We start from the raw sequence: 16,308 nt of genomic DNA on the forward strand, positions 1-16,308 counted from the left end.
GGGCCTCACTTCGAAGCCTCTCCCTTAAAATAGGGGAGCATTGCTCTGAAAGCCTCTGTGGCCGCTCGGCCGAGCCACTGATAAACGATCGTCTCTGTCGGGATTACCAAGGCGCCGACCGAGGCAAGGGCCCTTAGAGCGCTTTCATGGTGATGGGATCTTCGGCTTCCGACGGCGTCGAGCGAGACGGCAACCTGGTAACCTTCTTTCAATAGATCTAAAGCGGTGCTCAAGACGCAGATGTGGCTTTCTATGCCGGCCATGACGATTTGGTCGCGGCTTCCGTTGCGGATGAAATCGGCAAAGCCGGCTTCCGCCCAGCAAGAAAAGTGCACCTTTTCGAAACGCGTCGAGCCGGAGGGCAAGGCCTCGCGGACTCCTTCTGCCGTCGGGCCTAAGCCTGAAGGGTAATGCTCCGTGTATTTCACTGGTATGCCCAAGAGGTCGGCCGCTTTTAAAAGGGTTTTGGTATTCTTTGCGATTTCGTCGTTATTTTGCATCGCAGGCAGTAGCTTCTCTTGCATGTCCACCAAGAGCAGCTGAGATTTGGAAGATTGCAAAACAAAGGGGACCATCACGTTCCCTCCCATCGGCATGATTTTATTTTCCTCGAAAGTTTATTATAGTGCAGATGGCGGGATAGTGGAAAAGAAGACCCCTTTGTGCTATGCTCTAACCGCTTCTATATCCTGTGAGGTTTCCTGGTTCGATTGAGCGATGAAGGCCGGATTTTCGGAAAGGCGAAGGTGGTGGAAATATGGCGTGCTACGAGATGGACGACGCCGAGAAAAAGGGTGAAACGTGGTCGGTGGGGGATATTTTGCGCGCTATGTCGGCTGGAGAGGAGCTCCCCCCATATATAGAGCGGTTGCTCCTTCAGCTTCAGGCGTGGATGAGCTCGGCCTTGAGCGGCGAAGCCGCCTACGGAGAGGATGACGAGGCTTTGGGTTTTGACGAGAGGCGCTTCGGCGGCGATCCGGAAGTTTTGTGGGACCAACTGGAATGGCTGGAAGAGCATGCCGATCTACTCATAGCCTCTGACGTAACTTCGTGCGCCAACGAAGACGCCGTTGTCCTCTGCTTGGGTCCCTTAGACCTCGATGAGGCATTTCGAACGGCGATAGACCATGCCGCGATCTTCGGCAAGGGCAAGTGCCGCCGCGTGTGGATCGTGAGCGACAGCTGGCTCGTGGGCGACGTCATCCACTATTTGCGTCACCTTCGCGTCTTGGCTGCCGAAGGGATAACGATACGGTTTCTCTTGGTGACGCCTTGGGGATGGACCGAAGTGCCTGTGGGCAGAGAGATGGACGACAAGAAGCACCTCAACTGGGAGGTGCCGCGTGCCGAAAAGCGGGGACAAAAGCCCAGGCCAAAGAACAACAATAAAAAGGAAGAAGGTTAGAGGACTTTACCCACCCCCTATCATATGAACTACCTGCACATTTGCCCCGTCCGGCACTTCTGTTTTGTCAAACCGATCGCGAGGCACAGGAGTGCCGTTTATCCATACAGCTATCATGGGAAAGGTATAACGCTTGGCATCCAGGATTTCTCGCACGGTCATCCCTGGGTGCCATTTCATGCTTTCGCCGTTTACGGAGATCACAAACCTTCCTCCCACTGGTCCTCCTTGCGAGCATGTTTTTTTACGACTGCGACGACGCTTTCGAAATCCATCCCGAGCTCTTCGAGCTTTTTGATGGTGGGAATGCCGTTTTTATCCCATCCGCGCCGCTTGTAAACGGCGTCCACCAGCTTCTCCCATTGGGCAAGCCGCAGCTTTTGGAGCCTTTTGATCTTCTCTTCCGTCGAAAGCCCCTGTGGGTCCACCCCTGAGGAACGGAGCTGTTCATCGTAATAATCACGCCTGGCTTCCCATTCGTCTTCAAATACCGGCGATATGGCACGCAACGGGATGTTGTGGTCTTTGCGAGTGCCCTTTCCGAGGCGGAGCTGGAAGATGCGCTGAAAGTTATAGACCCTCTCTGACTGTAGGATCAATTCCGCCTTGTCTATTTTCTTTCCGGTCATTGCGTTGAAGAGATCTACGTAGTTTTGGACGTGCTCCGGCACTTTTGCGGCCTCCTGAGGTGGGTATTTCGTGAGATTATCTTCGGGTTCTATGTCGTTCCAGGGTAGTTTGCATAGGCCGGCCAGGGAAAACCATAGGCGGAAGTTGGGAAAGTAATGGAGCGCCTCGGCTTTGTCCTCGAACGTCGGCAGTTGCTTGTTTACCATGTCCATGAAGATGAGCCATGCCTCGTCGTGCTGCGGCCCCTTGAGCGTCAAGAAATACCCGCCCCACTGAGCGACCGATTCCTTAGACACATATTCGGAGACCTCGATGCCCTGGCCTTCCATGCCTATCGCTTCCAAGACCTCTCGCGGTGCGCCAAAGCGCTCGGCAAAGGTTGCTTTCATTCTGCGGATGCCCTTTCCCACAAGAGCGGCAAATTCGCCCCTTCCTTCGCCTATGCGGTGGATCAGCTCCATCAGCGCTTCGGCCTTCCCGAAACCGAGCTCGAGCCCTCCGGTGATTTTATCGTTCAAATAGCCGAGCTCGTAGCATTCGCATACGAATGCCAGGCCGGTGCCTAACGATATAGTGTCGATGCCATAGAAGTCAGCGTAAAATGCTGCTTCGGCGGTCCATTCCGGATCGAAGACGCCTATGTTGGATCCCAAGGCCGCGCAGGTCTCGTATTCGGGGCCATCCACGGACACAGTGCGACCTTTCCACGGTCCGGTTTTGAGGGTAAAGCCGTCTATCGCCTTGGAACACGCCATGGTACAGCCGTACCAACACTCATCCGGTATACCTTGGGTGAACATCTTTTCATATATGGTTGAGCGTATGTTTTTTGCATCGGGGTGCTGGCCGAACTTGTAATTGTGCACGGGGAGGAGATGGTAGTCGTTCATGATTTCGTTCAAATGGACGGTTCCCACGCGCCTCATGCGGCTTTGTTTGTCGTCGAGCTCGTATATCTCCCTGTGGAGTTTCAATCCCAACCTTTGTATGGTCTCCGGGTCTGCGGGGTTGTTGCTCATGCCTGACCATCCGTGCTTGCGCACGACGATCGCCGCGATCCTTTTGTCGCGAAGCACTGTGCCTCCGCCTCCGCGCCCCGCCTGTTTTAGGCGGACTATTCCGCGGCGAGTGTCGTAAAAGCTCGTGTTTAGGCATCCCAAGTATGTGTTTTCGGCGCCCTTGCCCGTGGCGATGACGGATATAAAACGCTTGTCCTTTTCGGACGCCGCGAAGCGCTCATGTAGTTCTTCGGCTATAGAATGAGCGTTTATGTCCGTAAAGGGCGATTCCAAGACTTGGACCTTTCCCTCATCTCCGTCGATGAAAACGATCACGTCTCTTTCTGCCTTTCCCTGGATTTCCAAGGCATCCCAGCCGGCGAACTTGAGAAGTGGCGCAAAGTGTCCGCCCGAGTTGCTGTCGTATGTCTGATCCGTCAAGGGGGATATGAAAACGGCATAGTATTTGCCAGAGCCCGGGTATTGCGTTATGCCGCAGAGCGGGCCGCCCGATATGACTATTTCGTTTTCCGGGTCGTTCCACTTCGTTTCATCCTTCACTGCATCCCACAGTAGCTTGAGGCCGAAACCCCGACCGCCTACGAACTTTTCTTTCATCTCCTCCGTGACGATTTTTTCTGCGATTTTCAAATTGCCCACGTTCACGTAAAGGGTTTTACCGGTGTACCCCCTATAGGGCTCGCAGGGACTGTACGCCCATTCTGAAAGGACTTTTGCCTCCTTCACGAGACACTCCCCCTTTAATTGTTACTCTTTATACTATACTTGTACTCGCTTCTTTTTGGCAACTTGCGCTCGGTTCCCCCCGACTGTCGCGCTATCGCGGGCGAAGCCTTTGAAGGAATGGGCAACTTCGCTTTGGTTTTAGGTGTGGCAAACCGATCTATTGCAAACCGCGGTCGTGGCTGTTACAATCTAAAGCTAATGAAGGTGTGTCGAGGTGGCGGAACAGGTAGACGCGCTAGACTCAGGCTCTAGTGGGCAATACGCCTGTGGGGGTTCGAGTCCCCCCCTCGACACCAGGGAAAAAGGGTATAACCTTTGGTCAACTTACCTGGGGTTGACCAAAGGTGATTTGTGTGTTATTATCACCTCTTGCTGTGGTTTATCGATCCCCCAAAATCCTCAAGTAAACAGGGAGGTTGGTTTCTCCCATGCCCAGATTTGCTCCTAGCGGTAAGGGACGAGAAAGGCTAACTTATGGTCCTGCGCGCGATTGGTTGGAGATGCCTGATCTGCTCGAAGTCCAGCGCAATTCTTACGAGTGGTTCTTTCAGACCAAGGCGGATCCCGGTCGACGCAAGGCCCAAGGATTGCAGGAGTTGTTGGAAGAAGTATTTCCTATTGAGAGCTACAACGGTTCATTCGCTCTCGAGTTCGTGAGTTATTACATTGACCCTCCTTCCATTTCTCAAGAAGAGGCGTGCAGGCGGGATCTGACATGGTCTTCGCCGGTGAGGGCTACTATACGCCTGATCAATCGCAAGACCAGTGAGATTAAAGAAGAGGAGATATATTTAGGCGATTTCCCCCTCATGACGGAGAAGGGCAGCTTCATCGTCAACGGGACGGAGCGCGTAGTTGTAAGTCAGCTCTCTCGATCGCCCGGCCTCTATTTGAGCATCGAGATGGGGTCACCGGGGCAGGAGGTCTATAAGGCCAAGGTCATCCCTGACCGAGGAGCATGGCTCGATTTCGACCTGACGCCCGGTGAGATCCTGTCGGTCAATATCGACAATCGCAGAAAAGTTCCAGCCACGACGCTGCTCAAGGCTTTCGGCGTGCCAAACGACGACGAGCTCTTGTTCCTCTTCGGTGCTACAAAAGAGGAAGTCGATCTCGTGGAGGAAGAGGTGAAGGGCAAGCTGCTGGCCGAGTCCGTGATCGACGAGACCGGCAAGGTGGTAATACCCAAAAATGACCGAATCACCAAGGAGCACCTCGAGCTTTTATGGAACATGGGACGGACTCGCGTGTGTCTGTGGAACGTGGACAGCTCCTTAGCAGCTACACTGGAGCGTGACGACACGACCAACACGGAAGAGGCCGTATTGGAGATCTTCCGCAGGATGCGCCCCAACGAACCTGTCAGACTCGAAAATGCCAGAGAGTACATCCAGGGCCTTTTCTTCGATACGAGGCGGTACAACCTCGGCCGCGTCGGGCGTTACAAACTCAATAAACGCTTGGGGCTCGACATCCCCGATTCGATTAGGACTCTTACTCCGGAAGATATTGTCAATGTCGTGTTGAAGCTTATTGCCCTTAGAGATGGCAACGAACGAGAAGATGACATAGATCACCTCGGCAACCGCCGTGTGCGTTCCGTGGGCGAGCTCCTTCAGAATCAGATCCGCATAGGTTTGCTCCGCATGGAGCGAATAGCGAAAGACAGGATGACCACGGTGCCAGATCTCTCGACTGCGACGGCGCGAGACCTCGTGAATGTGCGCCCCATACAGGCGGCCATCCGCGAGTTCTTCGGGTCAAGCCAGCTCTCTCAGTTTATGGACCAGACCAATCCGTTGGCCGAATTGACTCACCGCCGCCGCCTTTCGGCGCTCGGACCAGGTGGGTTGAGCCGCGAGAGGGCGGGTTTTGAAGCCAGGGACGTCCATCCTACGCACTATGGCAGGATCTGTCCTATAGAGACGCCGGAAGGCCCGAATATCGGTTTGGTAACCTCATTGGCGGTTTACGCGAGGGTGAACGAATACGGCTTTTTGGTCACGCCTAAGCGCGTAGTTGTAAACAGCCGCGTGACTGACGAAATGGTTTATCTCTCAGCCGATGAGGAAGAGGAGTGCTATGTAGGGCGAGCTAACGAGGCCGTCGACGAGAATGGATATCTTTTGGAACCAGAGGTTTACGTTCGCCACAGAGGGCTCATCGTCACAGTGCCGAGGGAAAAGGTTCAATTTATCGATGTTTCTCCGCAGCAGATCGTCTCCATATCGACAGCGCTGATACCGTTCTTGGAGAATGACGACGCAAACCGGGCCCTTATGGGCTCTAACATGCAGAGACAAGCGGTGCCGCTCATTCAGCCGGAAGCTCCTTTGGTTGGAACCGGCATAGAGTCTCAGGTGGCGAGAGACTCGGGTTGCGCAGTTATAGCGAAGCGTTCTGGTGTAGTTTCTTATGTCGATGCCGCGCGCATAGAGGTGACAGCTGAGAATGGCGAGGTGGATCGCTATAGCCTCACGAAGTTCTCTCGGTCGAATCAGGGGACAGTCATCCACCAGCGCCCGATTGTGGAGGTAGGAGAAAGCGTTGCGGCTGGGGACGCAATAGCCGACGGTCAGTCTATAGATCGCGGCGAATTAGCCCTGGGAAGGAACGTATTAGTGGCCTTCGTCTCTTGGGAAGGGTATAACTTCGAGGATGCCGTACTGGTGAGCGAACGGCTCGTGAAGGAGGATCTCTTCACCTCTATTCACGTGGAGGAATACGAAGTGGACGCGCGCGACACGAAGCTCGGGCCGGAGGAGATAACCCGTGATATACCCAACGTAGGCGAAGAGTCTCTCAAGAATCTGGACGAAAACGGTTTGGTTCGCATCGGAGCCGAGGTGAAGGCCGGAGACATCCTGGTCGGTAAAGTTACCCCGAAGGGAGAATCCGAACAAATGCCCGAGGAAAGGCTTCTGCGGGCAATATTCGGCGAAAAGGCGAGAGAAGTGCGCGATACGTCGCTTCGCATACCTCATGGCGAGGGCGGCAGAGTGGTGGCGATAAAACGCCTCTCCCGTGCGGATTACGGCGACGAGCTCCCGGCCGGCGTCAATGATGTCGTCAAAGTCTCAGTGGCGCAGCTTCGCAAAATCACCGTGGGCGACAAGATGGCCGGTCGCCATGGCAATAAAGGCGTGGTTTCCCGCATTCTGCCCGTGGAGGATATGCCGTATATGCCCGACGGGACTCCTGTGGACGTGGTTTTGAACCCGCTCGGTGTGCCGAGTCGTTTGAACTTGGGTCAAGTTTTGGAGACGATCATGGGTTTTGGGGCGTATTGTAAGGGCGTTTATATAGCTACGCCCGTATTTGAGGGCGCTAACGAGAGGGAGATTTTCGAATTCATAGAAGACATGAACGAGAAGTACCCGGGCATGACGCCCGACGGATGCATCACCCTTTACGACGGACGCACCGGAGAAGCGATGGAAGGCAAGGTAACCGTGGGTTACATGTATATGTTCAAGCTCATACATCTGGTGGACGATAAGATTCATGCCCGCTCCGTTGGACCTTACAGCCTTATCACGCAGCAGCCTTTGGGCGGAAAGGCCCAATTCGGAGGTCAACGCTTTGGAGAGATGGAAGTTTGGGCATTGGAAGGTTATGGTGCTGCTCACACGCTGCGAGAGATGTTGACCGTGAAGTCAGACTACATACGAGGGCGCCTGCAGACGTATGAGCGAATAGTTAAAGGGCAAGATCTGGGCGAGCCCGGCATACCGGAGAGCTTCCGAGTGTTGGTCAAGGAGCTCCAAGGACTTGCGCTGGATGTGGAAGTTTTGTATGACGACGGGACGGTTGGCGATCTCGTCGCTGAAGAGGAAGAGGAAAGGGAGTTTAGATTGGGTCCCTCCGCAGAGGGGATTTCAGAGGAAGCCGGTTGGAAGAAAGAAAAGGCTGTTAAAGACAGGCCTGACTCTCGCAAGGTCAAAGTAACGGAGGCCATGATATTCGGAGGTTCCTCACAAGGAGACAGTGATTCGGAGGAGGATGAAGCCTAAATGGCTCAGCGTGCAATAGCAGGCATCCGCATTCGCTTGGCTAGCCCCGAGAGAATTCGTGAGCTCTCGAGCGGTGAGGTGAAAAAACCTGAGACGATCAATTACAGGACGTTGAGGCCGGAAAAGGATGGGCTCTTTTGCGAGCGCATATTCGGTCCTGTTCGCAGCTACGAGTGTGCCTGTGGTAAATATAAGCGCACAGGCCCTAAGTTTAAGGGAATCGTTTGTGATCGCTGTGGCGTGGAGATTACTGATAGCCGCGTGCGCCGAGAGCGGATGGGCCATATAGAATTGGCCGCGCCGGTCGTCCACCTGTGGTATTTGCGGGGCATTCCCAGCAGATTGAGCCTGCTCGTAGGTGCAGCCACCAAAGACCTCGAGAGGGTAGTATATTTTGCCCCTGTCAGGAGACACGAGGTCCTCTATAAAGTGGTCATAGAGGGGCGCAGAGTGGATTTAGCGCACCGCGGGGACCTGATACCTGCGTGCGAGGAGCGGATTCACTCCCATTACGACCCAAAATTTAAGGCTGAAGAGGCTTACCGCATCGTCGAAGTGGACGATATCTCTTTGGAAGAGGGGGATCTGCTCTCTCCCCAGCAGGTTAATCGTTACAGGGCGGAGTATGGAGAAGAGATCCTCAAAGTGGAGCCAGCCTTTATCCTTCTCTCATCAGATGAGGGGACGTTGCCGAAAGAGGGAAGCGTAATTCCTGCCTCAAAGTTGGAGAAACTCAGGGAGGAGGGAGTAGAACCACAGGTCGAGCGGGCTATGGTGGGAAAACAGGAGGCTTTTGTCGTCACGGCCGTGGTTCATCTGCCTTTTGCTAAAGGCGACATAATCTCGTCGAGCGAACACCAACTCTACATGAGCAAATATCCAGGGCGCTTCTCCGCCAGACAGGAGACGGTCGTAGCAGAGGATGCGTGTTATCTCGTTATAAACAAAGGCAATTCACCATTCGATCATGGCGATATAATAACGGAGAGTGAAGAACGCCTCTGCAGCGCTTACGATAAGGAGTTTTCGGCTGGCATAGGAGCGGAGGGCGTATTGACCTTCTTGAAGCAGCTCAATTTGGACGAATTGGCTGCTTCCCTCAGGGAGGAGATCGCTGAAAGTTCGGGACAAAAAAAGCGCAAACTTATAAAGCGCCTTCAGGTGGTCGAGGACTTCAGGAAGAGCGACAACAAGCCCGAATGGATGATCTTGGAAGTGCTGCCTGTTATTCCGCCAGAATTGCGACCCATGGTTCAATTAGACGGAGGTCGATTTGCCACTTCTGACTTGAATGACCTTTACCGTCGCGTCATAAATCGTAATAACAGGCTGAAGAAGCTCCAGGAGCTCAAAGCCCCGGAGATCATAATACGCAACGAGAAGAGGATGCTGCAGGAGGCTGTAGACGCGCTTTTCGATAACGGAAGGGTCGGCAAGGCTGTCCTTGGCGCGGGCAACAGGCCGCTCAAAAGTTTGACCGATCTTTTGCGCGGTAAGAAAGGGAGGTTCCGTCAGAACCTCTTAGGCAAACGGGTCGACTATTCAGGTCGCTCCGTAATAGTCGTAGGCCCAAATTTGAAAATTTATCAATGTGGTTTGCCAAAGCAAATGGCGTTGGAGCTCTTTAAGCCTTTCGTTATGCATAAATTAGTCGATAACAGTCTGGCTGTTAACATGAGAAGCGCCAAGCGTATGATCGAGAGAGGAAGCGACGAAGTTTGGGGCGTGCTGGAGGAGATCATAAAAGACCACCCTGTGCTCCTGAACAGAGCGCCTACTCTTCATAGATTGAGCATTCAAGCTTTTGAACCGGTGTTGACGGAAGGAAAGGCCATCAGCCTTCACCCGTTAGCGTGCACAGCTTTCAATGCAGACTTCGATGGCGACCAGATGGCTGTCCATGTCCCCCTTTCCCTGGAGGCGCAGTCCGAGGCCAGAGTTATCATGCTTTCAGCCCATAACCTGCTCTCTCCAGCCCATGGGCGCCCGATTGTGACGCCGACTCAAGACATCATCCTCGGCATATACTACCTAACCGGCATGAGGGACGGCCTCAAAGGCGAAGGCATGCATTTCAAAGACGCAGACGACGTCCTCTCGGCGTTGGATCATGGCATAGTTCATATAAACAGCAAAATCAAGTTTCTCTTAAATAATGGAGAGTGGATAGAGACATCGCCGGGAAGAGTCTTGTTTAACAGCGCAATGCCGGCTGAGCTGCCTTTTATCAACGAGAGGCTTGATAAAAAGGCCATCAGCAGGCTCTTTGAAGTGACTCACGACAAAGTCGAACATGCCTCGATGGTGCAGATGTTGGATGCCGTAAAGGCTCTGGGCTTTCGATGGGCTACCAATTCCGGCGCAAGTTTCAACGTCAACAGCGTGGTCATTCCGCCCGAGAAGGATAAGATCGTCAAAGAGACCTTGGCTCAAGAAGAAGAGCTCTATAGTCAATATGGCATGGGTGTGCTCACAGAGGAAGAATATTTGAGACAAAAAGAGCTGCTCTGGTCCGATGCGGCAAGGCGCATTGCAGATCACATAATGGAGGACATGGACGATACCAATCCGCTCAAACTTATGGTCGAATCTGGAGCACGGGGCAGCAAGAGCCAGCTCGCGCAGATGGCTGGCATAAGAGGTCTCATGGCGGATCCTTCTGGGCGCATCATAGACTATCCGATAACGGCCAATTTCCGCGAAGGGTTGAACATGCTCGAGTACTTCATCTCGACCCATGGTGCCAGGAAGGGGCTTGCCGATACGGCGTTGCGCACCGCAAAATCCGGCTATCTGACGCGCCGTCTGGTCGATGTCGGTCAAGATCTGATCATCGTAGCTGACGACTGCGGGACGACGGATGGAATCTACATGAGCGCCTTCGTCCAGGATGGCAAGGTCGCTATTTCGCTGAGTGAGAGAATATACGGGAGGGCTGCCCTTAAGGATGTCTTCGATCCGAAGACAGGACAGCTTCTCGTAGCTCAGGGCGACCTCATATCCCAGGAGGCGGCGGAGGCGATCGAGAAGGCCGGCATCGAAGGCGTGTGGATACGCAGCCCGATGACCTGTGGTCTACGTCATGGCATCTGTCGAAAGTGCTATGGCTTCGATTTGTCGATGCAGGAGCTGGTTTCTATAGGCGAGGCCGTGGGCGTCGTAGCCGCTCAGTCCATCGGAGAGCCCGGCACGCAGCTCACGCTGAGGACTTTTCACACGGGCGGCGTTCATATGGCGGGCGAAGACATCACACAAGGTTTGCCGCGCATAGAGCAGCTTTTTGAGGCGCGGAAGCCGAAGAAAGAGGCCATTCTCTCAGAGATGGACGGGGTCATCGCCGAAATAAGGGAAATGGAAGGCAAGAGAAAGATTGTCGTTCACTCGAGCGATGGGGGTGAACATGCAACTTATACTATCCCGTCCAACCAAAGCATTGTGGTGGAGGAGGGAAGCGCAGTAAAGCGAGGCCAGGTCCTTACGGAGGGTTATGTCGACCCCCAAAAACTGTTGGAAGTCAAAGGTCTCTCTGCAGTGCAGAGTTATTTACTCGACAATATCCAGGAGGAGTATAGATCGCAGGGGGTATCTATAAACAATAAGCACATCGAGGTTATACTCCGCAAGGTTGCCCCTGCAAATAGGGTTCGAATAATAGAAGAGGGCGACAGTTCTTTTGTCGCGGGTGAATTGGCGTGGATGGACGATCTCTGCAAGGAAATCGAAGAGATCCGTCGCGATAACGAACGCTATCTTACAGAAGCCGAAGAGCTGCTTGAAGGTTCTGTTTTGAAAGATGTCGTGGGCACCGGTGGACTCGAAGGCGCTATGCAGTTCAAGGGAGAAAGCTTGAGCCGCGATGTCCTCCGCCAAATACTGCGACCCGGCAGTAGTGTCAGCGAATTGCTCGTAGAGGACCAGGAAGGGCTCTTGCGGGTGATCGTGGGCGAGGCCTCTTTCCGGCGGGAGATGGAAGGACTTGAACTGGTAGAGCCCTTTGACGATGAAGCCGGGCACCGTATAGATGCCGGCGTGCCCTTGAGGCTTTCGCAGTTGAGCTTGATTACCCAGTTGTCTCAGCGGCCCATCTTAGTTCGCGATGTCAAGCGCCTCGATGCCCTTTGCGATAAGGCTTATCTCGCGGCAGATGTGATTGTGGATGGAGAGGTGCTCGCTCATCGCGACCGGCTGCTCACTGCGGACGTGATCCAAAACTTGCGCAGTGCTGATGTCGCCGAAATAAAGATATGGCATGCTCCCGAAGTGATCAACGTGGTGGACCGCATGCAAGAATATCTCATCGCTCAAATATGGGGCCATCCGCTGACGCGCGTTATAAACGCTTCGGGCGAACTGATGGCCGACGCGCCCAGTATAGTGGACGGAAGTGTAGTGAGAGGCATCATCGAGGGTAATATCATCGCCATAGAGGTGGAGGGCAAAGTGCTCTCGCGCGAGGGGATCCTCAAAGAACTGTTCAACGAGATAGCTTATGGAAAGGTCTTGCTCGAGCCGGTGTATGGCGCGTTGAGAGATGTGGTGGTAGAAGCTGGGCGAGAGATCAACCAAGAGATCGTGGACAAGTTGGTAGCAGCGGAACCTCAAGAGTTGGTCTTGCGTCCTATTTACGCCCAGTCGAGGTTTGAGCGTATAATGCAGCGCGTTTCATTTGTGCGAAGATTGAGAGAGGAGCCACAGTGGAAGCCGGTGGTTTTGGGCGTTACCAAGGCCGCTTTGGCGACCGAGAGCTTCCTGTCCGCGGCTTCCTTCCAGCAAACCGCTCAATCTCTGGCCTCTGCTGCCGTAAGGGGCGATATCGATCTCTTGCGAGGCCTTAAGGAAAATGTCATTATCGGGCACTTGATTCCGGCCGGAACGGGATTCGAGGTATATCGCAAGATAGAGGTCTCTTCTGTTGAGGAGGCTTCTTTGAGGAAAGAAGGAGAGCTCCGGGAAGGAAGTATTGTCTCTGTGGCTTAAAGTTTGCTTCCGCCCTTGACAGCGCTCGAGTCTGTTGCTATCATCCGTCGGTGCGATGGGGAGAGTGGAAAGGAGTTGTGCTGTGCCCTTAGGCGATCTTGCTACGCCGCGCTGTGTGGTGGGGGCAAGGCAGGTATATAAAAAGTTACTGATGGGGGAGCTCGAGAAGGTGTTTTTGGCACGCGACGCGGATCCCTCGTTAGTGCAACCAATACTGATAGAGGCTCAAAGGCAGTCGCTTACGGTGGAATGGGCTGATTCCATGAAGCTCTTAGGGAGAGCCTGCGCGGTACAGTGCAAAGCAGCGGCAGCAGGAATTCGCAAAGCGTAACTACATTTGAGGAGGATGAGTTCTGTGCCAACAATTAATCAGCTCGTTCGTAAGGGGCGAGAGGAGAAAAAAACCCGCTCGGGGGCTCCTGCACTTCAAGGTAACCCTCAGCGCAGGGGCGTCTGCACGAGGGTTTATACCGTTACACCAAAGAAGCCCAACTCGGCGCTCAGAAAGGTTGCGCGCGTTCGCTTAACGAGCGGAATCGAGGTGACCTCTTACATTCCCGGCATCGGACACAACCTACAGGAGCATTCCGTAGTCCTTATACGCGGTGGTCGTGTCAAAGACCTGCCGGGTGTTCGTTATCACATAGTTAGGGGTGCTCTCGACTGCGGTGGCGTCGATGGGCGCAAAAAAGCGCGATCCAAATATGGCGCTCGTAAGCCAAAGTAGGGAGGGGAGCATCGAATGCCACGAAAGGGATCGGTAAAGAAAAGGAGCGCAAGCCCGGATCCGGTTTACGGAAACGCCGCTCTATCCAAGATGATAAATTCGGTCATGTGGGACGGAGGCAAGAGTAAGGCGGAAAGGGTTGTCTATGCTGCCCTCGAAAAAGCGGCAAAACGCCTCAATGTGTCACCGCAAGAGGTTTTTGAGAAGGCGCTTGAAAACGTGAAACCGATAGTTGAAGTGCGCCCTCGAAGAGTAGGCGGTGCCACCTATCAAGTGCCGGTTGAGGTTGATCCGCAGAGAGCTCAGAGCTTGGCGATACGCTGGATTATCCAGTATGCTCGCGCTCGCAAAGGCATACCGATGGAAGAGAGGCTTGCCAGGGAATTGGCCGATGCATACAAAGGCGAGGGTGGCGCCGCCAAGAAGCGCGAAGACACTCATAAGATGGCGGAGGCAAACCGTGCGTTTGCCCATTATCGTTGGTAGCGGTTAGTTTTTATTTTTAGTTGGATGGTGAGATGGTGAAAATATGGCGCAAAATGCTACAGTAGATGTCGTCGATTTGCGCCTCATCCGCAATATCGGCATAGCTGCTCATATAGACGCAGGAAAGACCACTACTACAGAGCGCATACTTTTTTACACAGGCCAAAAACACAGGATGGGAGAGGTCGACGAAGGTTCTACTACTACGGACTGGATGGAACAAGAGAGAGAACGAGGCATAACAATTACCTCGGCGGCAATTACGTGTTGGTGGAAGGGGCATATGATCAATATTATTGATACACCCGGCCACGTAGATTTCACTGTGGAGGTCGAGCGATCTCTCCGCGTTTTGGATGGCGCCATAGCTGTATTCTGCGCCGTAGGCGGCGTGGAGCCGCAATCTGAAACAGTGTGGCGGCAAGCAGATCGCTACCGCGTGCCGCGGATCGCCTTCGTAAACAAGCTCGACAGGGTGGGCGCTGACTTCTATGCTGTGGTCAAGCAAATTAGAGAGCGCTTGGGTGCCAATGCCGTGCCGGTTCAGATACCTATCGGACTCGAAGGGGCTTTTACCGGCATCGTGGATTTGGTGCGCATGAAGGCCGTCTTTTATAAAGACGAGCAGGGTTCGGAACTTGTTTTCTCAGATATACCGGCTTCCGTGGCGGGAGAGGCGAAATCTGCGAGGGATGCCATGTTGGAGGCAGCGGCAGAACTTGATGACGAGCTTATGGAGCTTTATCTGGGTGGCCAAGAGATACCCGAGGATCTCCTTAAGAGCGTTATTAAGCAGGGAACGACGAGTATGAAGATAGTGCCAGTTTTGTGCGGATCGGCCCTCAAGAACAAAGGGGTCCAACTCCTTTTGGATGCTGTGGTGGATTACCTCCCCTCGCCGCTGGACCTTCCGCCAGTGGAGGGCGTTGACCCGAATACGGGGGAGACCGTCTTTCGTAAACCCGACATAAACGAACCATTTGCTGCCCTGGCTTTCAAGGTCATGGTCGATCCATATGTGGGGCGCTTGGTCTTCACTCGCGTTTATTCTGGTCGCATAGAAAACGGCGTAACTGTGCTCAATGCCACTACTGGAAGGAGAGAGCGGGTGGGACGCATCCTCAGAATGCAGGCGGATAAGCGCGAGGATCTGAGCTCTGTGTCCGCAGGCATGATAGTGGCTCTGCCCGGCCTTAAAGAGACGCGGACGGGCGATTCGCTTTGTGATCCGTCGGCCCCGGTATTGCTCGAAAGCCTGACCTTTCCGGAGCCGGTCATCGCGTTGGCCGTGGAGCCGGCCACAAAAGCCGATCAAGAGAGGCTTTCCAAGGGGCTTTCGGCTTTGGCCGAAGAGGATCCGACGTTTCACGTCTCCGTGGATCAGGAGACCGGACAGACCATCATATCCGGCATGGGAGAGCTTCACTTAGAGATCATACAAGACAGGCTGAAGAGGGAGTTCGGCGTATCCGCGCGCGTCGGCAATCCTCAGGTGGCCTATACGGAGACGATACGCACTTCCTCCGGTCCGGTGGAGGGTAAGTTCGTCAGACAGAGCGGCGGCCGCGGTCAATATGGCCACGTTGTGATAGAGATGGAGCCGTTGCCCGACGGAAAGGGTTTCGTCTTTGAGGATCGCATCGTCGGCGGAGCTATACCGAGGGAGTTTATACCCGCTGTGCAGAAAGGACTCCAAGAGGCTGCAACCGCAGGGGTGTTAGGGGGTTATCGCGTCGTCGGCGTCAAAGTGAAATTGATCGACGGCAGCTATCATGAGGTGGATAGTTCAGAACTGGCCTTCAGGATCGCCGCCTCTATGGCATTTAAGGAAGCTATGCGAAGGGCGCATCCGGTCCTAATGGAGCCGATTATGGAGGTAGAGGTGGTATTGCCGGAGGAGTTCCTAGGCGAAGTCATGGGAGATCTCGTGGCCCGCAGGGGAAAAGTCGTGAGCATGGACGTTCGCGGCAATGGGCGCGTGATCAAGGCACTCGTACCCCTCGCCGAGATGTTCGGATACGCTACCGACCTGCGCAGCATGACCTCCGGTCGCGCTGTGTACTCCATGCAGTTCAGCCATTACGAAGAGGTGCCAAAGGAGCTCGCAGAAAAGCTCCTATCGAGGTAAACCATAAAAAGGACGTTTAAAAACAAGTAGGAGGGAAAAAACATGGCCAAAGAGAAATTTACAAGGAGCAAGCCACACTTGAACATAGGCACCATCGGTCACATAGACCATGGCAAGACCACGCTCACTGCTGCCATCACAAAGACGTTGAGCCGCAAGGGGTTCGCTAACTTCGTGCCCTTTGAGCAGATCGACAA

11 protein-coding genes and 1 tRNA gene are annotated in these 16,308 nt (G+C 53.9%); 9 read left to right on the plus strand and 3 right to left on the minus strand.

What is annotated here, in order from left to right:
- Window positions 1-5: 5 nt before the first annotated feature.
- Complete coding sequence (locus EZM41_RS08795) at window positions 6-575, minus strand: isochorismatase family protein (protein ID WP_198470733.1); 570 nt, start codon at window positions 573-575, stop codon at window positions 6-8.
- A 182-nt stretch (window positions 576-757) separates the two neighbouring features.
- Here EZM41_RS08795 and EZM41_RS08800 point away from each other — a divergent pair, with 182 nt between their 5' ends.
- A complete protein-coding gene (locus EZM41_RS08800) occupies window positions 758-1,405 on the plus strand; it encodes a hypothetical protein (protein ID WP_198470734.1) in 648 nt (215 codons plus the stop codon).
- A gap of 6 nt (window positions 1,406-1,411) precedes the next feature.
- Here the strand turns inward: EZM41_RS08800 and thiS are convergent, their stop codons facing one another.
- Window positions 1,412-1,609, minus strand: a complete 198-nt coding sequence (gene thiS, locus EZM41_RS08805) for a sulfur carrier protein ThiS (protein WP_198470735.1) — start codon at window positions 1,607-1,609, stop codon at window positions 1,412-1,414.
- On the minus strand, window positions 1,606-3,780 hold the full coding sequence (locus EZM41_RS08810; protein ID WP_198470736.1) for an aldehyde ferredoxin oxidoreductase C-terminal domain-containing protein: 2,175 nt from the start codon (window positions 3,778-3,780) through the stop codon (window positions 1,606-1,608). The genes thiS and EZM41_RS08810 overlap by 4 nt, the downstream gene beginning before the upstream one ends.
- A gap of 208 nt (window positions 3,781-3,988) precedes the next feature.
- On the opposite strand from EZM41_RS08810, the gene EZM41_RS08815 reads away from it, so the two are divergent.
- From EZM41_RS08815 to EZM41_RS08850, 8 genes are all read left to right on the plus strand, one after another.
- A tRNA-Leu gene (locus tag EZM41_RS08815) sits at window positions 3,989-4,076 on the plus strand.
- A gap of 132 nt (window positions 4,077-4,208) precedes the next feature.
- The gene (rpoB, locus tag EZM41_RS08820; RefSeq protein ID WP_198470737.1) at window positions 4,209-7,793 is read left to right on the plus strand and encodes a DNA-directed RNA polymerase subunit beta; all 3,585 of its coding nucleotides are present in this window, start codon (window positions 4,209-4,211) and stop codon (window positions 7,791-7,793) included.
- The gene (gene rpoC / locus EZM41_RS08825) at window positions 7,794-12,770 is read left to right on the plus strand and encodes a DNA-directed RNA polymerase subunit beta' (protein WP_198470738.1); all 4,977 of its coding nucleotides are present in this window, start codon (window positions 7,794-7,796) and stop codon (window positions 12,768-12,770) included.
- An 82-nt stretch (window positions 12,771-12,852) separates the two neighbouring features.
- Window positions 12,853-13,101: a ribosomal L7Ae/L30e/S12e/Gadd45 family protein gene (locus EZM41_RS08830; protein WP_198470739.1), complete on the plus strand. Its 249-nt coding sequence runs from the start codon at window positions 12,853-12,855 to the stop codon at window positions 13,099-13,101.
- A 24-nt stretch (window positions 13,102-13,125) separates the two neighbouring features.
- Window positions 13,126-13,497, plus strand: coding sequence for a 30S ribosomal protein S12 (gene rpsL, locus EZM41_RS08835; RefSeq protein ID WP_198470740.1), 372 nt, complete (start codon window positions 13,126-13,128; stop codon window positions 13,495-13,497).
- 15 nt (window positions 13,498-13,512) lie between these two features.
- Window positions 13,513-13,983 (plus strand): 30S ribosomal protein S7, encoded by a 471-nt coding sequence (gene rpsG, locus EZM41_RS08840; RefSeq protein ID WP_198470741.1) that lies wholly within the window; start codon window positions 13,513-13,515, stop codon window positions 13,981-13,983.
- A gap of 43 nt (window positions 13,984-14,026) precedes the next feature.
- On the plus strand, window positions 14,027-16,111 hold the full coding sequence (gene fusA / locus EZM41_RS08845; protein WP_198470742.1) for an elongation factor G: 2,085 nt from the start codon (window positions 14,027-14,029) through the stop codon (window positions 16,109-16,111).
- Window positions 16,112-16,153: 42 nt separating this feature from the next.
- Window positions 16,154-16,308: GTP-binding protein (locus tag EZM41_RS08850; RefSeq protein ID WP_232619247.1), on the plus strand; the 155-nt coding region annotated here is incomplete at its 3' end.

The sequence above is a fragment of the Acetomicrobium sp. S15 = DSM 107314 genome, from assembly GCF_016125955.1.
In the GTDB taxonomy this organism is placed as follows: Bacteria; Synergistota; Synergistia; order Synergistales; family Thermosynergistaceae; genus Thermosynergistes; species Thermosynergistes pyruvativorans.

What these genes read in the sequence shown, in the direction of transcription:
- EZM41_RS08795 (WP_198470733.1), bottom strand. Translation starts at nt 575, where the DNA reads ATGGTCCCCTTTGTTTTGCAATCTTCCAAATCTCAGCTGCTCTTGGTG.
- EZM41_RS08800 (WP_198470734.1), top strand. Translation starts at nt 758, where the DNA reads ATGGCGTGCTACGAGATGGACGACGCCGAGAAAAAGGGTGAAACGTGG.
- rpoB (WP_198470737.1), top strand. Translation starts at nt 4,209, where the DNA reads ATGCCCAGATTTGCTCCTAGCGGTAAGGGACGAGAAAGGCTAACTTAT.
- rpoC (WP_198470738.1), top strand. Translation starts at nt 7,794, where the DNA reads ATGGCTCAGCGTGCAATAGCAGGCATCCGCATTCGCTTGGCTAGCCCC.
- rpsG (WP_198470741.1), top strand. Translation starts at nt 13,513, where the DNA reads ATGCCACGAAAGGGATCGGTAAAGAAAAGGAGCGCAAGCCCGGATCCG.
- fusA (WP_198470742.1), top strand. Translation starts at nt 14,027, where the DNA reads ATGGCGCAAAATGCTACAGTAGATGTCGTCGATTTGCGCCTCATCCGC.